The organism is Microbispora rosea (assembly GCF_900156315.1).
In the GTDB taxonomy this organism is placed as follows: domain Bacteria; phylum Actinomycetota; class Actinomycetes; order Streptosporangiales; family Streptosporangiaceae; genus Microbispora; species Microbispora rosea.
In genome coordinates, this window is record NZ_FTNI01000021.1 from 90,422 (window position 1) to 112,516 (window position 22,095).

Consider the following 22,095-nt stretch of genomic DNA (forward strand, 5'->3'; position numbering starts at 1 on the left):
TCAGGACGTGGTGTTGAGGATCGTGGTGATCACCCCGGAGGCCGCCTTCGCCTCGGTGGCCGCGTCGCCTCCGGTGAGCACCTTGGTCATGTACTCCTTGATGACGTTCCTGGCCTCCACCGCCGCCCAGTTGGGCGAGTTCGGCGTGGCATGCCCGGCCGCGGCCCCCGCCGCCATCGCCGCGGTGGCCTCGTCACCGCTCAGCACCCCGGCATACGAGGTGCGGTTGGGCACGTAGCTCATCTCCTTGGCCATGTCGAGCTGGAACTTCTCCCCGGCCAGGGCCTTGACCACCTCGTACGCCTCGTCCGGGTGGGCGGACGCCTCGGGGACGATCAGGTCGGCCCCTCCGGTGAAGACGGCGCCGGGCGTGTCCGCCGTCTTGCCGGGGATCGGGAAGAAGCCGAGCTTGCCCTTGAGGTCCGGGTTGGCCTTCTCGATCGCGACCGCGCCGCCGGGAGCGGAGACGATCTGCGCGACGTCGCCCTTGCCGAACACGTCGGCCTGCGGCGGCCTGGCCTCGTCGGAGTCCTTGGGTCCCTTGCCGAGCGCCTGGAGGCGCCGGTAGAACGCCATCCCGGCGAGCGCCTGCGGCGTGTCGAGCACGCCCTTCCAGCGGTCGCCCTCCTTGACGGCGAGGTCGCCGCCCTCGTCCCAGACGAATCCGGCGAGGGTGTACCAGTTCTGGCCGGGCAGGTAGATGCCCTGCACACCGCCCTTGTTCAGTTTGGCGGTGACGTCGATCCACTCGTCGCGGGTCTTCGGCGGGGCCGTGACGCCGGCCTTGGCGAACAGGTCCTTGTTGTAGATGACCACCCGGTTGGCGGCGTACCAGGGGATGCCGTACTGCCTGCCGTCGATCTTCCCCGGCTCGGCCAGGCCGGGCAGCCAGTCGGAGCCGCCCAGATCGGCGACCTTGCCGGTGAGGTCCCTGACCCCGCCGCTCGCGGCGTACTCGGCGACCTGGGTGTTGCCGACCTCGATGACGTCGGGGGCGTCCTTGCTGGCCAGGGCGCTGGTGACCTTCTGCCCGATGCCGTCCCACTCCTGGATCTGGACGTTCAGGGCGATCCCGGGATGCGACCGCCGGAAGTCGTCCGTGAACCGCTTCACGATCGCGTCCGACAGGCTGTCGCGCATGAACCACACGGTCAGCGTGGTCGTGCCGGTCTCTCCGGATGTCCCGGGCTCGGACGCCGAACCGCATCCGGCGAGCACGAGGCTGAACGCGGCCGCCGCGGCGAGGAGGCGGTACCTCATCGGTCCTCCCAGTGGTCAGTTATTGGTAAACCGTTGAGAGGAGAGTGGTCTTAACCAGTTGGACTGTCAAGAGGCGAAATTTCGGGGTATTCCCAGGCACATTGACCGGAGGAGTGGTCAACTACTGGTAAGGTCGAGGACGTGCAGAGACTTCCAGCGGGCCTCAAGCGCGACCGGGTCAGAGACGTCCTGCTCGACCTGATCTCCGACAAGGAGCCCGGCACCGCCATCCCCTCGGAACGCGACCTGTCGCGGGAGCTCGGGGTCTCCCGCCCGACCCTCCGTGCGGCGATCGACGTACTCGTACGGCAGGGCATGCTCGTGCGGGAGCACGGGCGGGGGACGTTCACCGGCCGCCGTAAGGTCACCCAGCCCCTCGCGGCCGGCGACGACTCCTTCCACGCCCCCGCCGCCGAGGGGAACTGGCTCAGCCGCATCCTCGAGTTCGACTCTGCCCCGGCCACCGCCCGGCTCGCGCACCGCCTGCAGGTCTCCCCCGCCGACCCGGTCCTGCGCGTCGTGCGGCTCCGCCTGGTGGACGACGAGCCGATGGCGATCGAGCGCATCCACCTGCCGCACCGTCTGGTCGAGTCCCTGCGGCCCGACGACATGGTGTCCGGCTCGTTCTACCGGTTCCTGCGCACGAGGTTCGGCATCGACGTCCGCCGCGCCACCCAGAGCATCGAGCCGACCGTCACCGACGAGACCGAGGCCGAACTGCTCGGCGTCCCCCAGCACGCTCCGGCCCTGCTCATCGAACGCACGGCCCGCGAGGCCGGCGGCCGGGTCGTCGAGTTCACCCGCTCCATCTATCGCGGCGACCGCTACCGCATCACCTCAGAGCTCCACTTCGACGACACCTCCGGCTGACGCGGCATGGCCGTGCCGGAAAGCGCGGAGCCCGTCCCCGCGGGGACGCGGGTTCGCTGAGAGCGTGGGCACGGGCTCTTGCCGGGGTCTCGGCGCACTCCGTACGGTCCGGGCATGGCCACTCTTCCTTCGACCGAGCCGGCGCAGGCGGTGGTGCGTGCCGCCACCGCCGACGAGAGGCAGGTGCTGGAGGCGTTCCTCGACTTCCTCCGCGCGATGGTCGTCCGCAAGGCCCAAGGGCTGTCCGAGCAGGACGTGCGCCGGCGTCACGTGCCGTCGTCGACGACGCTGGCCGGGCTGGTCAGGCACCTGACCGTGGTGGAGCGGAACTGGTTCGGCCGGGTGCTGACGCAGGATCAGGCCACCGCGCCGCCCACGGAGGAGGACGCCGAAAGGAGCTTCGCGGTCGGCGACGACGACACCATCGAGTCCCTGATCGCGGCGTACGAGCAGGCGTGCGCCGAATCGCGGCGCATCGCCGCCCGGTTGCCGCTCGACCACGAGGTGCCGCACGAGGAGATCGCCGCACTCTCGTTGCGCTGGATCTACATCCACATGATCGAGGAGACCGCGCGGCACGCCGGGCACGCGGACATCCTCCGGGAGCTCACCGACGGCGCCACGGGATCCGTCGTCTGAGCGCCCCCCGTCACGCGGCAGGGCGTTGGTTGCTCGCACCGCCGCCTGCGCGACCCATCGCGCCCCGACCGGGAGGGTGCCAGGTCCCAGGCGCCAGGTCCCAGGTGTGGGGTCCCAGGTGTGGGGTTCCGTCAACCTCCTCCCTCCGCGAGCTTCCGGCGTACGTCGAGGACGGCCCGGTCGGCGGCGGCACGGCCGGAGATCCAGCCGTCCCGGTTGCTGACCGCGCCCGCGCCGACCAGGGTCAGCGTCGGGAAGAGCTCCTCGACCCTCGCCTCGACGGCCTGTTCCCTGGCCGCCAGCACCGGCAGCAGGTCGCGCCCGGCATCGGCGGCCGCTTCCCGCATCGCTTCCCGCACCGCCTCCCCCGTCGCCTCCCGCAGCCGCTCGCCGATCCGCTGGGCGTACGCCGCGAGGAACGACTGCCGGAACGACCGCGTGCGGGAACGGCCCAAGCCGTCCCGGCGGGATCCGGCCAGCCTCATCGCGGTCGTGGCCTGCACCAGCAGGGAGGTGAACAGCACCTCCACCGCGGCCAGGTCCGGGGGGAACCCGAGCACGGTGGCGAACCCGAAATGCCGGCTCCACACCGAGCGGCAGTGGTTGGCCGAGGCGATGACGTCCAGCAGCATCGCCTTCGGGCCCTCGTAGGGCGCGTCGACTCCCAGCCGCCGCCCCTCCGGACGGCCGGCTCCTCCCGGGCCGGGCGTCCGTGAGGCGAGCAGCGCGGCGTCGATGCTGTGCCGGGCCATCAGCGCCTGCGCCGCCGCGGTGAACGTCTCGGCCTCCGCCTCGAACCCGGTCGACTCGGCCTTGGCCAGCAGGGCCCGCACCCGGGCGAGCGTCCGTTCGTCGACGGCGCCGCCCCGGGCGCCGGGCGTACGGCGGTCCGTTCCCGGCACGGGGCACAGCCGCTCCAACGGCGGCAGCATGGCCAGCAGATGGATCACCCGGAGCGCGCAGGCGACCATCGCGGTCCTGTCGCCGTCGTCACGGAGGTACTCCTCGTCGCGGCCCCACCACACCGTCGCGCCGACGGCGTCGAGCTGGTCGAGCCAGCGGTCGTCCACGGTCGCCGCGGCGTAGGCGCGCATCTCGGCCGCGACGGCGTCGGTCACGAGGCGGACGTGCCGGGCCTCCAGCCGCCGGCCCGCCAGCCGGACGACGTCGGCGGGCTGCCAGCCGCCCTGCCAGGCGAGCGTCACATGCCGGTTCAGGGCGTCGAGCAGGGTGCGGTCCACGACCTCGCGCAGCCCCTGGCCCTGCGCGAGGATCTTCACGCATCGCCGGAACTCGATCTCGTCGTGGCGGTGCCGCGCCTCCAGCGCCGTGGACAGCAGACCGGTCACCAACTCCTCCGCCGCCTGGCCCGCAGAGCCCGACGACGACCAGGGAAAGCTCCAGGCGGCTCCGCCCGGCGGCCCGAGGCTCCACCGCCGCCGCGCGCCCTCCCGCTCTCCGCCGCTCATCCGCTCGCCCTCCCCCGATCGGTCGTGCGAGCGATTCTGTCAGCCCCGGCCGCCGCCGCCGTGACGTTATCCACAGGCGGGCGGGAACGGTGGTCAGAGGAGACCGAGCAGGCGGAAGCGTTCGGCCACGATCGGCGTGTCGTCGTCGATCACCGGCGGTCCGCCCAGGACTGCGGACATCTCCGGGCCGGTCCAGAAGCGCTCGTGCGCGGCCCGCCACTGGGCGACGGTCTCGTACCCCTCGCCCTCGTCACGGGCGAACGCCTCGTCGATCTCCCGGATCGGCACCACCCGCACCTGCGTCGTCTCCAGCAGCGCCACCCGCCGCCCGGCGGAGTCGGCCAGCGCCGTCCAGCGGCCGGCGACCGGGAGGGGATCGCCGCAGTGCTCGTAGTCCGCGAGCAGGCCCGCGGTGGCCGTCTTGCCGCCGTTCAGGATCGCGGCCACGAGGCGGTCGCGCAGCGGCCCGGGAAAGGCGAACTCGGCCACCGGCGGCTCCCCCAGGGGGAAGAAGCCCTCCGCTCTCCAGCCCTCGCCGTCGAAGACCCGCAGCGTCACACCGCCGGCGAACGTCGTCATGGGCAGCCCGGCCGCCAGGTCCGCGGCGAGCCCGGCCGCGGCCTCGCCGTCGAGGCCCTCCGCGACCGTGAGGTGCGGCACGATGTCGCCGAACCGGCCCCCGTACGGCGGCGCCTCCGGCCGGCAGGCCGTCACCGCCTCGGTGAGCTCCCGCAGCGGGCCGTCCGGTTCGGGTGCGAGGTAGAGCGCACCCGGGAAGCGGCCGACTCCCCCGAACACGACCTCGAACGGCCGCCGCGCCGCGAACAGGTCACGCAGCGCGCGGAGCACACCGTCGTCGAGTCGTTCGCGCGGGAGGAACGGATACAGGACGGTGACGTGCGCGGGCATGCCGTACGCCGCCGAGGGGTCGTAGCGTTCCCGCAGGCCCCGGACCAGGGGCTCGGCCGAGGGGACCTCCACCACCAGGGCGGTCTCACCGATCTCGAAGGGTGCCATGACCGACATCCTCCCGCGAGATGGTCACGCATACGACCGGACGCCACTGCACTGGGTGACGTACCGCTCTGGCCATTTACATGGGGGATTCAGCCAGATTAAATCTTTATTTCCAGATGCAAGTGATCTGGGCCACATGGTGCCGTGCCTGAACGTGCGAGGAGTGGTGCCCGATGCTGTTCTCGCTGGCGAAGCGGATGATCTTCGCCCTTGGACGGGGATTCGTACGGCTCGGGCGGTATTGGGCCGCCCAGTTCGGCGTCGCCTACGCGCTGACCTGGGGTCCCGACGCGCCCGATCCGGCGCGCGAGCAGGAGGAGGAGACCGAGCACTGGGACTGGTCGATCCCCTACCACTGGTACGAGATCTCCCGCTGACGCCGGCGGCGCCGCTCAGCCCGCCAGGATCACCGTACGGGCCGGCCGGGCGGCCACGGCGTCGTCCAGCGGCGCGCGTGGCCGATCAGCAGGTCCGATTCGCTGTCCGCGGCCAGCTCACCCTGCCGGAGCCCACGGGCGAGCAGGGCGAGCAAGGTAAGCAGGGCGAGCAGGGCAGGCGTGGCAGGCAGTTCGTTCCTGCAGCACCGCACCCTTGCAGGGCCAAGCCCGCTTCGGCCCTCACGCACCGTGACCCCGGACGCCGGGCGCGGCAGCTCCGCTCGGCTCCGGCGGCACGACGTCCACGCGTCACCGGCCACCCGGGAAAAACGAAACCTGCGGCCCCCGAGGCGTCGCCGCCGGGAAACCGCAGGTCGCGAAGGATGGATCTGGTGCGCCGCCAGGGACTCGAACCCCGGACCCGCTGATTAAGAGTCAGCTGCTCTAACCAACTGAGCTAGCGGCGCCCGCACCACAAGAGTAGCGGCACCCGGAGGTGTTCCGCGCCATGTGCGACTCCGCGCCCGGAAAAACGGCGCGACCAGATCATGTCCTGCCGTTACGTGTCCGGGATGTTCCCCTTCTCCCCTTCGGGTACGTGGAGTGACGACGAAGGGAGTGACCACCATGACACCCGATCTCTGGTCGTACTCCGACACCGTGTCGGGCACGGGACAGCAGATGGACATCGCCGGATACGACGTGCAGGCCGTGGACGGGAAGATCGGATCCGTGGACGAGGCCACCTACGAGGCAGGCCAGAGCTACATCGTCGTGGACACGGGCCCGTGGATCTTCGGCAAGAAGGTCATGCTTCCCGCGAGTGTGGTGACGAGGATCGACTTCCAGGACCGCAAGGTCTTCGTCAGCCGCACCAAACAGGAGATCAAGAATGCGCCGGAGTTCCACGAGACGGCGATGAGCGACCCGGGCTATCGGGACCGTGTCGGGGAGTACTACGGACGTTTCCCCCGCACTTCGTCCATGTGAGTGACAGTCCCCGCGTGCGACATGTGTGAGGGGGCCGCGCCGTCACAGCGCGGCCCCCTCTCTGCGCGGGCGAGCCGAACCCCGCCCGGCCCCTCCTCCGCATGGACCGGAGCGGAACGCGGACCGGACGCGGATCCGGGAGTGCGGCGTTCAGGGCCAGGTGCTGTCCGGCCGCGGTGTCGTAGGGGCGATGATGCGCAGCCGCTCCAGGAGCGTGACGAACGTCGAGGCGTACGGCGACGGCGCGGCGACCGAGGCGACCCGGTCCCAGTCCACCTGCTCCCGCATGGCGCGGACCATGGGAAGCAGCGAGCCGTAGTCGCAGGCGTGCTCGGACAGCGGCAATATCCAGGAGATCACAAGGTCGGTGGCTTCGAGGACGGGCAGGCTCAACGCGGCGGTGTTGATCGACTCGGCTCGGGCGATCATGGCCTCGGTCACGGGCCTGTCGGCCAGCGAGAAGATCAGGTCGACGAGGATCCCCTCCTCGTCAAATGCCTTGACCAGCCAGTCCTCCGGTGGTTTCGCGGTCCGGAAACCCAGGCTCTCCAGGGTTTTCAGCGCGAGCGGGACGTCTTCCTCGACCAGGGCGAAGTCGACGTCATGCAGTGATGGCGCGGCGCCCCTCGCATAGCCGGCGCAGCCTCCGGCCAGGGCGAACCGCACCCCGGCCTCCTTGAGACCGGCCCCGGCGCGCTTGAGCGTCTCAAGAATCGCGTCGGTGACTTCGTGACTGTGACTACCCACTCACGTCGCTTGCCCAGCCATGTTCGCCGCAAACAATCCCGGGTAGGGCGCGCTCATGACCGAGACCCTCCAGGAGATCAAGCGCGAGTACGAGGGGGAGGACAACCGTCCGCTGGCCTCGTACACACGGGTTCTCGCGGTCTACGGCGGCGCCGTCACGGCGCTGCTCGCCGCCGCGAAGCTCACGGGCCGCAGGCCCCCAGAGAAGATCAAGGTGATGGACCTCATGCTGATGGGGCTGTTCACGCACCGGCTCTCGCGCACGCTCGCGAAGGACCCGGTCACCAGCCCCATCCGCGCTCCCTTCACCCGTTACGAGGGCCTCTCCGGCCCGGCGGAGCTCAAGGAGAAGGTCCGCGGTCACGGGTTGCAGCACGCCGTGGGCGAGCTGCTGACCTGCCCGTTCTGCCTGTCCCAGTGGGTCGCGACAGGATACGCGGCGGGCACCGTGTTCTTCCCCAGGGTGACCCGGCTGGCCGGGGCCACCATGGCGGCCGTGGCGATCTCCGATTGGCTCCAGCTCGCCTACGCGCGCCTGATGAAGGCCGCGGAATGAGCCAGGCGAGGGGGGAGGCATGAGCGAGGTGCTCGAGCCTCTGGAGAACACCGGCGAGAGCCGCAAGGAGCGCGTCGACCGCGAGCTCGGCGAGCTTCTGCAGGGCCTGCGGGTGGCCGCGACGGGCGTGCAGGTGCTGTTCGCGTTCCTGCTGACGCTGCCGTTCTCCTCCGGCTTCGGCAAGATCGACACGACCGGGAACTGGTTGTTCTACCTGGCGGTCGTCAGCGCGGCGGTCGCGTCGATCTGCACGATCGCCCCGGCGACCCAGCACCGGATCCTGTTCCGGTCGGGGCTCAAGGAGCTGCTGCTGCGCCGGGCCAACCGGCTGGGCGTGGCCGGCGGGCTGGCCCTGGCCGTGTCGATGACCTGCTCCACCGCCCTGGTTCTGGACGCGTTGACCAGCCCGGGGCCCGCCGCGCTGGTCGGCGCGGGAGTGGCGCTGCTGTGCGCCTGGCTGTGGTTCGTCCAGCCGCTCCTGTCGCTGCGCCTGGTCAAGAACCAGGACTGAAGACGAGAAGAGCGCGACCGCGGTGCCCGCGGCCGCGCTCCTGCGCGCCTCCCGTCAGTGCCGTTCCCGGAGGCGGGGCAGGATCTGCGTCGAGTAGAACTCGAAGAACCCCTCCTGGTCCTTGCCGATCTGCGAGATGTAGACCTCGTCGAATCCGGCGTCCACGTACTCGCGGATCGCGTTCAGATGCGCCTCGGGAGAGGGCCCGCAGGGCGTCGACTGAGTGGCGGCCTCCTCCGTGACGAGCTGCGAGAGCTGCTCGAAGTGCCGCGGCAGCGGCAGGAGCTGGGCTGCCTCGCCCGGGATCCCCTGGTTGGGCCAGAGCCTGTGGACGGTCTTGCGCCCCTCGGCCTCGTCGTGCGCCCAGCACACCTTCAGCCCGGCCGCGCACGGCTTGCCCTCGCCGCCCGCCTTGTGGAACGCCTCGACCATGTCGGCCGCGGGCGCGGTGTGGATGTAACCGTCGCCGAGCCGTCCCGCGAGCTCGACGGACTTGGGCCCGAAACCCGAGACGTAGATCGGCGGAGGCTGATCGGGCAGCGAGTACAGCCGGGCCGTGTCCACCTCGTAGAACTCGCCGTGGTAGGTCACCAACTCGCCCGTCCACAGCTCCCTGATGACGTCGAGGGCCTCCTCCAGCATGCGCTGGCGCTCCTCGGCCGGAGGCCACTGGTCGCCCAGGATGTGCTCGTTCAGCGCCTCGCCGGTGCCGACCCCCAGGCGGAACCTGCCGTCCAGCAGGATCTGCGCGGTCGCCGCGGCCTGGGCGATGATCGCCGGGTGGATGCGGATGATGGGGCAGGTGACCGCGGTGGTCACCGGCAGCGACGTGGCTTGCGAGATGGCTCCGATGACGGACCACACGAACGAGCTCTCGCCCTGCTCGTCCAGCCACGGGTGAAAGTGGTCGGAGATCCACAACGCCTCGAAGCCGGCTTCCTCGGCGAGTTTCGCCTGACGTACGAGCTCCTTGGGGTCATGCTCCTCGCTGGACAGGAAATATCCGAAAGTGGTCATGTATCACCAGATGCCCGAATATTGTCAAGCAAACGTAACAATGGGTGCTTCAGCGGCAAATTCGATCGGTGCCAGTGCTCGATGATGTTACGAGACCCTTTGCAGGGGCAGTGGAGGGCCATGGCTACTCTGCTTTGGATCATCGCCGTGGTACTGGTCATCGCCGGGATCTACGTCATCCTGGCCCGTCGGGACATCCTCTGGGGGATCGTCCTCATCGTCCTCGGATTCCTCGTCGGCCCCGGGGGCGTCAGCATCTTCAATCCCTAGCCGCAACCTCACTCAACGCTATTCGCGGACACCGAGACGGCGGCCGGCCAAAGGAGGCCGGCCGCCGTCTCACGGCCGGGCACTCAGCAATGGTCGCCGTTCAGGCAGTAAACGGTGTACGCGTGCTTGATGACCGGAAGGGCGACATTACGCACCCGGATGCCGCCGGGAGTGACGCCCTTTTCCGTGCCCGCGTGCGCGTGACCGTGAATGAAGAGATCGGCGCCCTCGGCGTCGGCCGCCTCCGCCAGCATGTAGCTGCCGAGGAACGGATAGATTTCCGGCGGCTCGCCCATCAGCGTGTCCTTGACCGGTGAATAGTGGCTGAGCACGATCTTGTGGTCGGCGTCCAGTTCCTTGAGCGCGCGCCGCCACCGCTCGGCGATCTCCTTCGTGTGCCGGACGAACGCCTTGGTCTCCGGCTCCCCGAACTCGCTCGCGCACTTCCCGGCGAAACCGCCGCCGAAGCCCTTGCCTCCGGCGACTCCGAGTCGTACGCCGTCGATGGGGACGACCGTGCCCTCGTCGTCGAGGACGACGATGCCGGCGTCACGGAGGAGATCGATGATCTCCTGATCGCAGTCGGAGTGGTAGTCGTGGTTACCGAGCACGGCGACGACGGGGATGGGCAGGCCGCTCAGCTCCTCGGCGACCACCTGGGCCTCGGGGATCGTGCCGTGCCTGGTCAGATCGCCTCCTACCAGCAGCACATCCGCGCGACGCTCGATGCCCTCGATCTTCTTGCGATAGTGGCCGCGCAGATCCTCGCCCAGATGGATGTCGGCGACAGCGGCGATCCGCAGCTCCCTCACAGATGTTCCTCCTCTCCCGGCTCCCGCACCTCCACCAAGGTGATCTCGTTGTGCACCCGCAGGCCCGGAGCCGCCTCCCGGGCGACGTTCTCGATCTGGTGCCGCCGCTCGTCACAGGAGACCTGTCCGCGCAGGTAGACCTCTTCTCCTCGTACGTCCACCCGAATGCCCAGCTCGGTGGTCCGATCGTCCTCCGCGAGAGCCCGCTGGACGCGGGCCGCGACATAGTGCGGCGTCTCCATCTCTTCCCCTCGTGTCCCCCTCGGTTCCGTATCGCTAGCGCTGCCCGGCCCTTTCCGGGCGAAACCATTGGTTTGACGGGCGCGAGCGTGGATATGGTTGTCAGTGTTCCTGGTGCCTAAGACGCAGGTACCTCCTTGGCGTGAGCATGCCGTGATGGAGGAGCGTCTTGGGAACAAGCCACCGGATTTCCCCCCGCCCTGAGCCGGCCCTTGGGCGAGGGACCGCGGGCACTCCCTTCACCGGCCCCTGCACCGGTCCCTGTGTCGCCACCCGCGCCGCCTCCACCATCCCCTGCCACTTACGCAGCCAATCACGCAGCCGGTCACGCGCCACCGTCCTCGCGGGCCGCGCACCCGCCCTCCACCGTCCCGCCGCGGCTCGCCATGCGTGCGCCCGCGGCCTCCGCACGCCCCGGCCGGCCGCCGCCCCCGTTCCGGTCGCCGGGCCTGCTCACCTGGACTCCCTGACCCCCGAGCCGGGTATTCGCCACTGCCGCTCTTGGAGGAACCCCCAGTGAAGATCGCCATGGTCTCGGAGCACGCCAGCCCGCTCGCCACCCTCGGCGGTGTCGACGCCGGCGGCCAGAACGTCCACGTCGCCGCCCTCGCCCGGGAGCTCGCCCGCGCCGGTCACGAGGTCACCGTCTACACCCGCAGGGACCGCGAGGACCTGCCGGAAACCGTCGCCTTCGGCCCGGGCGTGGACGTCGTCCACGTTCCCGCGGGCCCCGCCTCCGAGATTTCCAAGGACGAGATCCTTCCCTGGATCCCCCACTTCGGGAAGTGGCTGCACGACCGGTGGCTGTTCGACCGCCCGGACATCGTGCACAGCCACTTCTGGATGAGCGGGCTGGCCGCGCTCGCCGCGGCGGAGAAGCTGCGCATCCCGGTCGTCCACACCTACCACGCGCTCGGCAGCGTCAAGCGGCGTCATCAGGGTCCGGGGGACACCAGCCCGCGGGAGCGCATCCAGGCCGAGGCCGACATCGCGCGGCGGGTCGACGGCGTCATCGCGACCTGCAACGAGGAGGTCGACGAGCTGATCCGCATGCGGGTGCCGCGCCGCGCGACCCGGGTCGTCCCCTGCGGCGTGGACGTCACCACCTTCCATCCGCACGTCGAGCCTCTGGAACGGCCGGAGCGCCCGCGCCTGCTGTCGGTCGGCCGGCTCGTGCCGCGCAAGGGCCTGGAGACCACCATCCGGGCGCTGCAGTACCTGCGGGACGCCGAGCTGGTCATCGCGGGCGGCCCCCCGGCGGCCGAACTGCACCATGACCCCGAGGTCACCCGGCTGCGCTGGCTCGCGACCCAGGCGGGCGTCTCCGACCGGGTCCGTTTCCTGGGCCGGGTCGAGCGCGACACGCTGCCCTCGCTGATGCGCTCGGCCGCCGCCGTCGTGTCCGTGCCCTGGTATGAGCCGTTCGGGATGGTCGCGCTCGAGGCGATGGCCTGCGGCGTCCCGGTCGTCGCCTCCGCGGTCGGCGGCCAGAAGGAGACGGTGGTCAACAACGTGACCGGTCTTCTCGTGCCGCCGCGCAAGCCCACCGTGCTGGCCAAGGCGCTGCGCAAGCTGCTCGACGACCGGGTGCGGCGCACGGCGTACGGCATCGCGGGGGCCGACCGCGCCCGCGCGAGGTACGCCTGGAGCCGCATCGCCGCCGAGACCCTGGCCGCCTACGACCGGGTTCTGTCCACCCGGGAGCTGGAAAGGAGCGCTTCTTGATCCTGCCGATCCCCGAGGTGAGCCGGTGACGTCGACGGCCCTCGTGCTGCGTTCCGGCGGCATCGGGGGCCTGCTCACCGTCGTGCCCGCGCTGCGCGCCCTGCGCCGCCACGGGCTGCGCGTCGTCCTCGCCTGCCCGCCGGAGCTGAGCGAGCTCGCCGCGCTGACCGGCGCGGTGGACCGGATCCTGCCCGCGTGCGGGCTCGCGCCGCTGTCGTGGCCCGGGCCAGGCGAGGAGGCCGCCGATCACCCGCCGCTCCTGCCGGACCTCGCCGTCAACCTGCACGGCCGCGGGCCGCACAGCCACCGGATCCTGCTGGACCTCGGCACGCGGCGCCTGTGGGCGTACGCCAACCCGGACGTCCCCTGGATCAGGGGGCCGTGGTGGGACCCGGGCGAGCACGAGGTGATGCGGTGGTGCCGGCTGCTCCAGTGGCACGGCGTGCCGGCCGATCCCGAGGACTCGGCGCTGCCCACTCCCCTGACCGCGAGCCCCGCGCCGGGGGCCGTCGTGATCCACCCCGGCGCGGGCGGCACGTCGCTGCGCTGGCCCGCCGACCGGTTCTCCGAGGTGGCGCGGATGCTGACGGACGAGGGCCTGCCCGTCGTGATAACCGGCAGCTCGCGGGAGCGGCCGATGGCCCTGCTGGTCGCGACCCGGGCGGTGCTGCCGCCGCAGATCGTGCTCGCGGGCCGCACGTCGCTCCGGGAGCTGTGCGCGCTGGTCGCCGGGGCTCGGCTGGTCATCAGCGGCGACGTCGCGATGACGCGGCTCGCCGCGGCCTATCGGACGCCCTCGGTGCTCGTGTCCACGGCGGACCCGCGGCACCCGGTCCTGCACGAGGTGGACGGCCCGCATCTCGACGGCCCGCATCTCGACAGCGCCGTCCCCGCCGCCCAGGTGGTCAACGCCGCCGTGCGGGCGCTCCGCGCAGGAGTTCGATGACGGCCTCCTCGACCGGCCCGTGGGTGGCGAGCCGGCCCTCGCCGGTGTCCTCGCCCAGCCGTTCGAGAGGGATCGTCCGTCCCTTCTCGTACAGCGCGACGACACGTGGATCCACGTAGGAGGCGCGGCAGACCGACGGCGTGTTGCCCAGGTATTCCGACACCTCCTTCATCACCCGGGAGACGGCCCGCTTGCGCCCCGCGCCGCTGCGTACGGGGCGGGAGACGGCGAGCCCGACCGCGGCCAGGACCGTGGCGTGCCAGGTGCGGAAGTCCTTGGCCGAGACGTCGGTGCCGAACGTCTCCTTCAGGTAGGCGTTGATGTCGGCGCTCCGCACGTCCACCCAGCCCTCGTCGGTGCGGTAGCGCAGCAGCTCGCCCCGGTGCCCCTTCGACAGCGCCGTCAGCACCGCGCACACGTCGGCGTCGGCCAGCACCTGCTCCCGCTCCTTGCGGCCCTTGGCCAGGTAGCGGCACACGACCTCGCCGTCGCCGCACTTCACGTGCGAGGTCTTCAGCGTGGCCAGGCCGAAGGAGTCGGTGTACTCCTCCCCGCCGACCCGGAAGAATCCGATGTCGAGCATGCGCGCGGCGGCGGCCAGCACGCGCTCGCGGCTCAGCTCGTCGCCGCGCAGGTCGCGCGCGACCCGCTCGCGGAACGGCGGGAGCCGCCGGGCGATCTCCAGCACGTGGTCGAACTTGGCCTCGTCCTGCTGCCTGCGCCACTCGTCGTGATAGCGGTACTGCCGCCGGCCCGCCGAGTCGGTGCCCACGGCCTGGAGGTGGCCGTTCTGCTGGGCGCAGATCCACACGTCGGTCCAGGCCGGCGGGATCGCGAGGGCCCTGATCCGGCGCAGGGTGGCGCGGTCCTTCACGGGACGGCCGGAGGCCCAGGTGTAGCTGAACCCGCGCCCGCGGCGCCTGCGGCGGATGCCCGGCTCGCCCGGGTCGCTGGGCCGCAGCTCGACGGGCGGTGTCTCGAAGACCTTGGCCTTCTCGGCGAGCTCCGAAGGGGACTTCCGCGCGGGAGCCTTGTGGGCGACCGCACTCATCGCAGCAGCTCCCACGCCTGGTCGAGCACCTCGTCCACGCTCACGTCACCCACCCACGAGACGTCCTGGTGACCGCACTCCCGCATGCCCAGCTTGGGGTCGGCGGGCGTCCCGCAGACCGGGCAGCCGGACGTCCAGGAGATCAGCGGCCGCTGGTGCCCCCGGCTCAGCGGGCCCCAGTTGATCATGTTGCCGCACCAGTAGATCCCCACGGTGGGGGTGCCGGTCGCCGCCGCCAGGTGACGCGGCCCGGTGTCGTTGGAGACGAGCAGGTCGCAGGCGGCGTACAGGGCCGTGAGCCCGCCGAGGGACAGCTCTCCGACGACGGCCCTCGCGGGGGTCTGCATCTGCGCGACGACCTTCTCGACGACCTCTCGCTCCTCCTCGACGCCGGTCACCACCACCGGCCGTCCGAGGCGGTCGGCGACCTCGGCGAAGCGTTCCGGCGGCCATCTCCTGCGCCGGTCCCCCGCGCCCGGGTGGATCGCCACCAGTCCCCGGGGCACCTTGCCGAGCGTGCGGTTCAACTCGGCCCAGTCCTTTCTGACGACCGCGATCCTCGGCTCGATCTCGGTGGCGGCCGCGCCGAGCAGCCCCGCCACCTCCAGGTAGCGCAGGGTCTCGTGCTGGTAGTGGACGTACGGCACCCAGCGGTCGAGCGGCGCGGCGTCGGGGGTGCGCAGGCCGGCCGTCACCCGGGCGCCGAGGCGGCGGATGAACGGATTGGAGTTGCGCCCGCCGCCGTGCATCTGGACGGCCAGGTCGAACCTGCGCCGACGCAGGTCGTCGTACAGCTCCTCGGGAGCGGCGGACCCGTCGTGCGGGGAGGAGACGCCGGCGATGGGCGGCAACGCCACCACTTCGTCCACCGGGCCCGGGCGATCGCGCAGGAACCGTGCGTGCCATTCACGGCCGAGCAGGGTGATCTTGGCGGCGGGGTAGGCCCGCCTGAGCGCCCCTATGGCGGGCAGCGCCAGCAGCAGGTCGCCGAGGGCGTTGGCCCTCAACACCGCGATCCGTTCGACTCCTTCCACGAGCAGCGCGCTCATGGGTGCGAGCCGCCCCGCGGACGGACGACCACCCGCTTCGTCCCGTCGTGCATCGGACACCCCCCATTCGTCCGGCCCGCCGGCTGACCCCCGGCGAAGCACTCGTGTGGAGCGACGTCTGATCCCGGTTACCCCGGTGCGGCGGCCCCAAACCGCGCGGCCGGGTCTGCCGTGCCTGTTGTTTCCCCAGCGTCTGCGGGGGTAGCCGCCGAGGTATGGCGGAAGAGACGCTCAACCGTTTCGGTGAAGTCACGGCCGTCGTCGTCGGGGACGTGATGCTCGACTCGTGGCTGCGGGGCCACACGAAGCGCATGGCTCAGGAGGCCCCGGTGCCGGTGGTGACCGTCGAGCAGATCGAGGACCAGCCGGGCGGCGCCGCCAACACCGCGGTGAACCTGGCCGCCCTGGGCGCACGGGTCCACATGGTGGGTGTCACCGGCGCCGACCCCGCCGGGGCGACGCTCAACGCGACCCTGGGACGGCTCGACATCGAGGGCCTGGTCATCGTGCGGAGCTGGCGGACCTCGGTCAAGCGCCGGGTGCTGACCGACGGCCAGATCGTGGCGCGCTACGACGAGGAGGACGCGGCGCCGCTGCCGGAGGCGGCCGAGCGCGACCTCATCGAGCAGATCACCCGGCTCGCCGCGGACGCGGACGTCATCATCGCCTGCGACTACGGCGGCGGGGTGTGCACCCCGAACGTCCGCCGGGTGCTGTGCGACCTCAGCATCGACCGGAGCGAGGGATCGCGGGGCGCGCCGATCCTCGTGGTGGACGCCCACGACGTGGCCGCCTGGCGGGACTGCCGGCCGACGGCCGTGCTGCCCAACTACGCCGAGGTGCGGCGGCTGCTGGGCGAGGGGGACGACCACGACCGGGTGGCCTTCCTGTCCGCGCGCTCGGAGGACCTCATCGAGGCCACCGGCGCCGACCTCGTGGTGACCACGCTGGACGGCGAGGGCACACTGCTGCACCGGCGCGGCAGGCAGCCGCACCGCACGTACGCGACCCCCGCGCCCGACACGATGAGCATCGGCGCGGGCGACACCTTCACGGCGGCGTTCTCGCTCGCCCTGGCGGCGGGCGCGGAGCCCGATCTCGCCGCCGACATCGGCCAGGCGGCGGCGAGCGTGGTGGTGCGCCGTCAGGGGACGGCCGCCTGCTCCCATGAGGACCTGCTGCAGGCGCTGCGCCCCGGCACCGCGCTGCCGCCCGAGCGGCTGGCCGCGTGCCTGGAGCGCGACCGCGCCGAGGGCAAGCGGATCGTCTTCACCAACGGCTGCTTCGACGTGCTGCACCGCGGCCACGTCGCCTGCCTGGAGGAGGCCGCCCGGCTCGGCGACGTGCTGGTCGTCGCGGTCAACGGCGACGACGGCGTGGCCCGGCTGAAGGGGCCGGAGCGGCCGATCAACCGGTGCGAGGACCGGGTGGCGGTGCTCGCGGCGCTGGGCTGCGTGGACTACATCACCGTCTTCGACGAGGACAGCCCGACCGAGCTGCTGCGGCTCGTGCGGCCGGACGTGTACGTCAAGGGCGGCGACTACCACCCCGACCTGCTGCCCGAGGCGGAGCTGGTCAGGGAGCTCGGCGGAGAGGTGCGGGTGCTCGGCTATGTCCCGGATCGCTCCACAACGGCGATAGTGAACCGGATTCGAGGGTAGAGGGGGCCCCATGACCGAAGAACAACGCTCTCCGACCGGCAAGCCCATGGTGGAGGCGACGCCGATGGACGTGATCCGCGTCCGTATCGCGTCGTTCGCATTGGTCTTCTGCTTCGCCGTTCTGGTGCTTTCCTTCGTCGGGCGCATCTGGGTGCTGACCGCGGTCGTCGTGGCGATCATGGCGGTCATCGCGATCTACATGGCGTCCGCCGTACGCAAGCAGAAGAGGCTGGGCGGCGGGCCGCAATCGAGAGGATGACGAGGTGAGCCTGAAGGACAAGGTCGTCGTGGTGACCGGCGCGAGCGGCGGCGTGGGCCGCGCCGTGGTCCGGCAGCTCGGAGCGGAGGGCGCGAAGGTGGCGCTCATCGCGCGTGGAGAGGCGGGCCTCGCCGGCGCGGCCGTGGACGTCGGAGCGGAGGGCGGCATCGGGAAGACCTTCGCCGCCGACGTCTCCGACTACGACCAGGTCCGCCAGGCCGCCCAGCGGGCCGAGGCCGAGCTGGGCCCGATCGACGTGTGGATCAACATCGCGTTCACGACGGTGTTCGCGCCGTTCCTGGAGATCACCCCCGAGGAGTACGAGCGCGAGACCAAGGTGACCTATCTCGGCTATGTCTGGGGCACCCGGGTGGCCCTGGAGATGATGAAGCCACGCGACAAGGGCGTCATCGTGCAGGCGGGCTCGGCCCTGGCCTACCGGTCGATCCCGCTGCAGTCGGCGTACTGCGGCGCCAAGCACGCGATCGTCGGGTTCACCGAGTCGGTGCGGACCGAGCTGCTCGCCGAGGACTCGGGCGTGAAGATCACGGTGGTGCAGCTCCCGGCGCTGAACACCCCGCAGTTCGACTGGGGGCTGAACCGCATGCGGCGGCACGCGCAGCCGGTGCCGCCGATCTACCAGCCGGAGATCGCCGCCGACGCCCTCGTCTACGCCGCCGAGCACCCGGAGCGCAAGGAGTACTGGGTCGGCGGGATGACCGCCGCCACGATCATGGGCCAGCGGGCGGTGCCCGCGCTGCTCGACCGCTACCTCGCGAGAACCGGAGTGAAGTCGCAGCTCACCGGCGAGAAGGCGCCGACCGGGGTGTCCAACCTGTGGGAACCGGCGGACGAGGACAAGGACTACGGCGCGCACGGCGGCTTCGACCGGCGGTCGCACGGCCGCAGCGTGCAGTTGTGGATGTCGCAGCACCGCCGTCTGATCATCGCCGCGGGCCTCGGGCTCGCCGCCGTCGCCGGTCTCGGCCTGCGCCGCCGCTGACGATCCACATTTCTGACATATCGCGGTACGCACCTTTTGCGGCGATACGAAGGGGCGTACCGGGGTAGTCGAGGGCGATGGACGAGCTTGACTACCGCTTCCTGTGCGAACTCTCGGCCCAGCTCCGGGTGGACTCGGTCCGGGCCGCCGCGGCCGCCGGCTCGGGACATCCCACGTCCTCGATGTCGGCGGCCGAGCTGATGGCCGTACTGCTCGCGCGTCACCTGCGCGTCGACGCCGCGGATCCCGCCAACCCCGCCAACGACCATCTCGTCTTCTCGAAGGGCCACGCCTCACCCCTCCTGTACGCGATGCTCAAGGCCGCCGGGGTCGTCACCGAGGAGGAGTTGCTGACCTTCCGGAGGCGCGGCAGCCGCCTGGAGGGCCATCCGACGCCCCAGGTGCCTTTCGTCGACGTGGCCACCGGCTCGCTGGGCTTCGGCCTGCCGGTAGGGGTGGGGCTGGCGCTGACCGCGCGGAGGCTGGACCGCCTGCCTTACCACGTCTGGGTGTTGTGCGGCGACAGCGAGCTCGCCGAGGGATCGATGTGGGAGGCGTTCGAGCACGCCGGGCACGAGGGGCTGAACAACCTCACGGCGATCATCGACGTGAACCGGCTCGGCCAGCGCGGCCCCACCCGGCACGGCTGGGACCTCGGCGCGTACGCCGCGAGGCTCGGCGCCTTCGGCTGGCACACCATCGAGATCGACGGCCACGACCCCGGCCAGATCGACTACGCGCTCGCCGACGCCCGGGCGACCCGGCGCCGCCCGACGGCGATCATCGCCAGGACCTGCAAGGGCCGCGGCGTGTCGGCCGTGGAGAACCGCGAGGGCAAGCACGGCAAGCCGCTTGAGGACGCCGAGCAGGCGCTCGACGAGCTCGGCGGGCCGCGTTCCCTCACCGTCAAGGTCACCCCGCCGGACGCCCCGGCCACGCCGTACCAATATGCCGGCGGCACGCTCGACCTGCCGAGATACGAGCTGGGTGAGCGGGTGGCCACGCGGGCCGCCTTCGGCGAGGCGCTGGCCGCGCTCGGCACCGCGCGAGGCGACGTCGTCGCGCTCGACGGCGAGGTGGCCGACTCGACGAAGCTGGAGGCGTTCGCCAAGGCGCACCCGGAGCGGTTCTTCGAGTTCTACATCGCCGAGCAGCAGATGGTGGCCGCCGCCATCGGCATGGCCGCCCGCGGCTGGACCCCCTACGCCGCGACGTTCGCCGCCTTCCTCACCAGGGCGTACGACTTCGTCCGGATGGCGGCGGTGAGCCGGGCCGGCATTTGCCTGGTGGGATCGCACGGCGGGGTGTCGATCGGCGAGGACGGGCCCTCCCAGATGGGGCTGGAGGACCTCGCGGCGTTCCGCGCGGTGCACGGCAGCACCGTGCTGTACCCCTGCGACGCGAACCAGACGGCCCGGCTGGTGGCGGACATGGCCGGCCTGGAGGGCGTCCGCTACCTGCGGACGACGCGCGGCGAGACACCGGTGATCTACGGCCCGGACGAGGAGTTCCCGGTAGGCGGCTGCAAAATCCTGCGCACCGGCGGCCAGGCGACCGTGGTGGCCGCGGGCATCACCGTGCACGAGGCCCTGGCCGCCGCCGACCTGCTCGCCGAGGACGGCGTCTCCGTCACCGTGATCGACGCGTACTCGATCAAGCCGCTCGACTCGGCCGAGCTGGTCGAGGTGGCCAGGGCGACCGGGAAGGTCGTCACGGTGGAGGACCACTGGCCGGAGGGCGGGCTGGGCGACGCCGTGCTCGCGGCGCTCGCGGACGCGCCGGCGCCGGTGCCGGTAGCCGTGCGCAAGCTGGGCGTGTCGCGGATGCCCGGCAGCGCGACCTCCCAGGAGCAGCTGGAGGACGCCGGCGTCGACAGGGGCGCCATCCGCGAGGCCGTGCTGTCCCTGCTCCGCTGACCGCTCGGTCGGGGGCTCAGTCGAACGCTCGGTCGAACGCCGCTACCGGTGGGCGGCGAGGGCGCGGGCCGTCGGCGTCCCCGCGTCCCGCGGGTAGTCCGCCACGTGCCCCCGGTGAACGCCGCGCTTCTGGCCGGTCTCGCCGAGGCGATCGACGACCGGGAGGTCGTGCGGTTCGATTTGCCGGCCGACGCGGCCCTGGCGTGCCTCCGTCAGGGCCTCAACGCGGACCGGCGGCGCGTGCGGCTCGTCGTGCGGGCGCGGCCCGACCAGGTGGCCGACGCGTTGAAGTTCGAGGACCGCCGTCCACGTGAGAGCGCCGCCGGCCGCCCTCGTGGGGCGGCCGGCGGCGTGACGGGAGAGGTCAGCGAGCCTTGGCGGTCGCCTTGCGGTTGGCTTTCTTGATGGCGTCCACGAGCTCGTCCTTGGTCATCTTCGATCGGCCCTGGATGCCGAGGCGGCTGGCGACGTCGTAGAGATGCTGCTTGGAGGCGTTCGCGTCGACGCCCTCGGCGGTCTTGCCCTGCTTCGGCGTGCCCTTCCTCGCCTGCTCGTCCGACGGTCCGCGCCCCTCCTTCTTCTCCCAGTGGTCGCCCACCTTCTCGAAGGAGTGCTTGAGCGCGGCGAACGCCGTACGGTGGGCGCGCTGGCCCTCGCCGTACGTCTCGACGGCGGAGTCGTGCGCCTTGATCCAGGTCTCCTGGGCCTCCTTGGGCGAGCGCTCCAGGGTCGAGGGCAGTTCCTTACGTCCTGGCATGGTCCATGCCTCCCTTCAGACCGTCGGAAGTCCGTTGGAGGGGGTCAGATGGTGGGGTCGTCGTAGCGCCGCTCCTCGTACACGTGGCGGCGGGTGGCGGTGGCGTCCACGGGGGCGGCGGCGGTGACGGTGGTCCTGCGGCGGACCGTCGTCAGGCGCCAGATGCCGAAGAGCAGCCCGGCCAGACCGCCCACCATGAGGATCACCCCGATCACCTGGATGTCGAGGCCCGCGATGGTGAAGTCGACCGCCCAGGTGAGGATGGCCCCCAGCATGATGAGGATGATGCTTCCGGCGATGGTCATGGCGTTTCCTCCTTCGCCTTCTGCTCTATCCCCTCCACGGATTCCAAACGTCGCATGTGGGTGCCCGGATAGGGCACCATGCGAGTCATGACCGATATCCCCATTGTGGTGATGGGACTCATGGGCGCGGGGAAGAGCACCGTCGCCCGGCTGCTCGCCGACGCGCTCGGCCGTCCCATGCGCGACAGCGACGCCGATCTGGAGGCCAGGTACGGCACGACCGCCGCCGCGATGGCCGCCGGTCTGGGCGCGGACGAGCTGCACGCCCGAGAGGCGCTGGTGCTGCGGGAGGCGCTGGCGGCCCGTCCCACCCCTGTCATCGCCGCCGCCGCCAGCACCGTCGAGGACCCCGAGACGCGCCGCGCGCTGGCCCCCGCCTTCGTGGTCTTCCTCGACGGCCCGCCCGAGGTGCTGGCCGAGCGGATGAGGTCGAGCCCCCACCGCCCGCACTTCAAGCCCGACCTCGTACGCATGCTGACCGAGCAGCGCGACCTGCGGTTGCCGGGGTTCCACGAGGTCGCGGACCTGACGGTCGACCCCTCCACTCACAAGCCCGAGGAGATCGCGGCCGCGGTGCTCGCGCGTCTCGACGGCGCGAAGACCCCCTGAAAGGCCCTGCGGCAAGGCCCTGCGGCGACGAAAGGCCCG

At 71.5% G+C, this 22,095-nt stretch carries 28 protein-coding genes and 1 tRNA gene; 15 read left to right on the forward strand and 14 right to left on the reverse strand.

What is annotated here, in order from left to right; genetic code table 11:
* Complete coding sequence (locus BXA11_RS26805) at positions 1–1,260, reverse strand: extracellular solute-binding protein (RefSeq protein ID WP_076438944.1); 1,260 nt, start codon at positions 1,258–1,260, stop codon at positions 1–3.
* Between the two features lie 141 nt (positions 1,261–1,401).
* On the opposite strand from BXA11_RS26805, the gene BXA11_RS26810 reads away from it, so the two are divergent.
* Positions 1,402–2,130, forward strand: coding sequence for a GntR family transcriptional regulator (locus BXA11_RS26810; protein WP_030505954.1), 729 nt, complete (start codon positions 1,402–1,404; stop codon positions 2,128–2,130).
* 114 nt (positions 2,131–2,244) lie between these two features.
* On the forward strand, positions 2,245–2,769 hold the full coding sequence (locus tag BXA11_RS26815; RefSeq protein WP_076438946.1) for a DinB family protein: 525 nt from the start codon (positions 2,245–2,247) through the stop codon (positions 2,767–2,769).
* Positions 2,770–2,900: 131 nt separating this feature from the next.
* On the opposite strand, the gene BXA11_RS26820 is transcribed toward BXA11_RS26815, so the two are convergent.
* Positions 2,901–4,238: a DUF2786 domain-containing protein gene (locus tag BXA11_RS26820; RefSeq protein WP_083744603.1), complete on the reverse strand. Its 1,338-nt coding sequence runs from the start codon at positions 4,236–4,238 to the stop codon at positions 2,901–2,903.
* 93 nt (positions 4,239–4,331) lie between these two features.
* A complete protein-coding gene (locus BXA11_RS41555; RefSeq protein ID WP_083744604.1) occupies positions 4,332–5,255 on the reverse strand; it encodes a 2'-5' RNA ligase family protein in 924 nt (307 codons plus the stop codon).
* Positions 5,256–5,428: 173 nt separating this feature from the next.
* Here BXA11_RS41555 and BXA11_RS26835 point away from each other — a divergent pair, with 173 nt between their 5' ends.
* Positions 5,429–5,632 carry a hypothetical protein gene (locus BXA11_RS26835; protein ID WP_076438950.1) on the forward strand — a complete coding sequence of 68 codons (204 nt, stop codon included), beginning with the start codon at positions 5,429–5,431 and terminating at the stop codon, positions 5,630–5,632.
* Between the two features lie 29 nt (positions 5,633–5,661).
* Here BXA11_RS26835 and BXA11_RS26840 read toward each other — a convergent pair whose 3' ends face one another.
* Positions 5,662–5,844 (reverse strand): hypothetical protein, encoded by a 183-nt coding sequence (locus BXA11_RS26840; RefSeq protein ID WP_076438952.1) that lies wholly within the window; start codon positions 5,842–5,844, stop codon positions 5,662–5,664.
* A gap of 178 nt (positions 5,845–6,022) precedes the next feature.
* Positions 6,023–6,099 (reverse strand) — tRNA-Lys (locus BXA11_RS26845).
* 160 nt (positions 6,100–6,259) lie between these two features.
* Here BXA11_RS26845 and BXA11_RS26850 point away from each other — a divergent pair.
* A complete protein-coding gene (locus BXA11_RS26850) occupies positions 6,260–6,622 on the forward strand; it encodes a hypothetical protein (protein ID WP_036405185.1) in 363 nt (120 codons plus the stop codon).
* A gap of 150 nt (positions 6,623–6,772) precedes the next feature.
* On the opposite strand, the gene BXA11_RS26855 is transcribed toward BXA11_RS26850, so the two are convergent.
* Entirely contained in the window at positions 6,773–7,369 is a 597-nt protein-coding gene (locus BXA11_RS26855) for a nucleotidyltransferase family protein (protein WP_030505960.1), read from the reverse strand.
* A gap of 55 nt (positions 7,370–7,424) precedes the next feature.
* Here BXA11_RS26855 and BXA11_RS26860 point away from each other — a divergent pair, with 55 nt between their 5' ends.
* The gene (locus tag BXA11_RS26860) at positions 7,425–7,925 is read left to right on the forward strand and encodes a DUF1360 domain-containing protein (RefSeq protein ID WP_030505961.1); all 501 of its coding nucleotides are present in this window, start codon (positions 7,425–7,427) and stop codon (positions 7,923–7,925) included.
* A gap of 19 nt (positions 7,926–7,944) precedes the next feature.
* Positions 7,945–8,436 carry a DUF6328 family protein gene (locus BXA11_RS26865; RefSeq protein WP_030505962.1) on the forward strand — a complete coding sequence of 164 codons (492 nt, stop codon included), beginning with the start codon at positions 7,945–7,947 and terminating at the stop codon, positions 8,434–8,436.
* A gap of 54 nt (positions 8,437–8,490) precedes the next feature.
* Here the strand turns inward: BXA11_RS26865 and BXA11_RS26870 are convergent, their stop codons facing one another.
* Entirely contained in the window at positions 8,491–9,453 is a 963-nt protein-coding gene (locus tag BXA11_RS26870; RefSeq protein ID WP_076438954.1) for an LLM class F420-dependent oxidoreductase, read from the reverse strand.
* A gap of 120 nt (positions 9,454–9,573) precedes the next feature.
* Here BXA11_RS26870 and BXA11_RS43720 point away from each other — a divergent pair, with 120 nt between their 5' ends.
* Positions 9,574–9,723, forward strand: a complete 150-nt coding sequence (locus tag BXA11_RS43720) for a GPGG-motif small membrane protein (RefSeq protein WP_167530303.1) — start codon at positions 9,574–9,576, stop codon at positions 9,721–9,723.
* Between the two features lie 83 nt (positions 9,724–9,806).
* Here the strand turns inward: BXA11_RS43720 and BXA11_RS26875 are convergent, their stop codons facing one another.
* From BXA11_RS26875 to BXA11_RS45470, 3 genes are all read right to left on the reverse strand, one after another.
* Complete coding sequence (locus BXA11_RS26875) at positions 9,807–10,535, reverse strand: metallophosphoesterase family protein (RefSeq protein ID WP_204053792.1); 729 nt, start codon at positions 10,533–10,535, stop codon at positions 9,807–9,809.
* Positions 10,532–10,777 (reverse strand): BON domain-containing protein, encoded by a 246-nt coding sequence (locus BXA11_RS26880; protein ID WP_030505965.1) that lies wholly within the window; start codon positions 10,775–10,777, stop codon positions 10,532–10,534. Before BXA11_RS26880 ends, BXA11_RS26875 begins: the two co-directional genes overlap by 4 nt.
* A gap of 323 nt (positions 10,778–11,100) precedes the next feature.
* Positions 11,101–11,232: a hypothetical protein gene (locus BXA11_RS45470; protein WP_275409723.1), complete on the reverse strand. Its 132-nt coding sequence runs from the start codon at positions 11,230–11,232 to the stop codon at positions 11,101–11,103.
* Positions 11,233–11,291: 59 nt separating this feature from the next.
* Between BXA11_RS45470 and BXA11_RS26885 the strand changes: the two genes are divergently transcribed.
* Together BXA11_RS26885 and BXA11_RS26890 are read left to right on the forward strand one after the other, a co-directional pair.
* Positions 11,292–12,500: a glycosyltransferase gene (locus BXA11_RS26885; RefSeq protein WP_076438956.1), complete on the forward strand. Its 1,209-nt coding sequence runs from the start codon at positions 11,292–11,294 to the stop codon at positions 12,498–12,500.
* Positions 12,501–12,525: 25 nt separating this feature from the next.
* On the forward strand, positions 12,526–13,446 hold the full coding sequence (locus BXA11_RS26890) for a glycosyltransferase family 9 protein (protein ID WP_076438958.1): 921 nt from the start codon (positions 12,526–12,528) through the stop codon (positions 13,444–13,446).
* On the opposite strand, the gene BXA11_RS26895 is transcribed toward BXA11_RS26890, so the two are convergent.
* Both BXA11_RS26895 and BXA11_RS26900 read right to left on the reverse strand, forming a co-directional pair.
* Entirely contained in the window at positions 13,406–14,497 is a 1,092-nt protein-coding gene (locus tag BXA11_RS26895) for a DNA topoisomerase IB (protein ID WP_083744605.1), read from the reverse strand. The genes BXA11_RS26890 and BXA11_RS26895 overlap by 41 nt on opposite strands.
* Positions 14,494–15,546: a glycosyltransferase family 9 protein gene (locus tag BXA11_RS26900; RefSeq protein WP_076438960.1), complete on the reverse strand. Its 1,053-nt coding sequence runs from the start codon at positions 15,544–15,546 to the stop codon at positions 14,494–14,496. The genes BXA11_RS26895 and BXA11_RS26900 overlap by 4 nt, the downstream gene beginning before the upstream one ends.
* A gap of 215 nt (positions 15,547–15,761) precedes the next feature.
* Between BXA11_RS26900 and rfaE2 the strand changes: the two genes are divergently transcribed.
* The 5 genes from rfaE2 to BXA11_RS26925 all read left to right on the forward strand — a co-directional run bounded on the left by rfaE2 (position 15,762) and on the right by BXA11_RS26925 (position 20,790).
* Entirely contained in the window at positions 15,762–17,207 is a 1,446-nt protein-coding gene (gene rfaE2 / locus BXA11_RS26905) for a D-glycero-beta-D-manno-heptose 1-phosphate adenylyltransferase (protein ID WP_076438962.1), read from the forward strand.
* Between the two features lie 10 nt (positions 17,208–17,217).
* Positions 17,218–17,466: a hypothetical protein gene (locus tag BXA11_RS26910; RefSeq protein ID WP_143734538.1), complete on the forward strand. Its 249-nt coding sequence runs from the start codon at positions 17,218–17,220 to the stop codon at positions 17,464–17,466.
* A gap of 10 nt (positions 17,467–17,476) precedes the next feature.
* The gene (locus BXA11_RS26915) at positions 17,477–18,469 is read left to right on the forward strand and encodes an SDR family oxidoreductase (protein WP_030505972.1); all 993 of its coding nucleotides are present in this window, start codon (positions 17,477–17,479) and stop codon (positions 18,467–18,469) included.
* A 77-nt stretch (positions 18,470–18,546) separates the two neighbouring features.
* Positions 18,547–20,385 carry a transketolase gene (locus tag BXA11_RS26920; RefSeq protein ID WP_076438964.1) on the forward strand — a complete coding sequence of 613 codons (1,839 nt, stop codon included), beginning with the start codon at positions 18,547–18,549 and terminating at the stop codon, positions 20,383–20,385.
* Positions 20,386–20,499: 114 nt separating this feature from the next.
* A complete protein-coding gene (locus BXA11_RS26925) occupies positions 20,500–20,790 on the forward strand; it encodes a hypothetical protein (protein WP_076438966.1) in 291 nt (96 codons plus the stop codon).
* Here BXA11_RS26925 and BXA11_RS26930 read toward each other — a convergent pair.
* Positions 20,750–21,142 (reverse strand): ChaB family protein, encoded by a 393-nt coding sequence (locus BXA11_RS26930; RefSeq protein WP_076438968.1) that lies wholly within the window; start codon positions 21,140–21,142, stop codon positions 20,750–20,752. The genes BXA11_RS26925 and BXA11_RS26930 overlap by 41 nt on opposite strands.
* 44 nt (positions 21,143–21,186) lie before the next feature.
* Positions 21,187–21,447, reverse strand: a complete 261-nt coding sequence (locus BXA11_RS26935) for a DUF6458 family protein (RefSeq protein WP_030505976.1) — start codon at positions 21,445–21,447, stop codon at positions 21,187–21,189.
* Positions 21,448–21,534: 87 nt separating this feature from the next.
* Here BXA11_RS26935 and BXA11_RS26940 point away from each other — a divergent pair, with 87 nt between their 5' ends.
* A complete protein-coding gene (locus tag BXA11_RS26940) occupies positions 21,535–22,056 on the forward strand; it encodes a shikimate kinase (RefSeq protein ID WP_076438970.1) in 522 nt (173 codons plus the stop codon).
* The last annotated feature ends 39 nt before the right edge of the window (positions 22,057–22,095 follow it).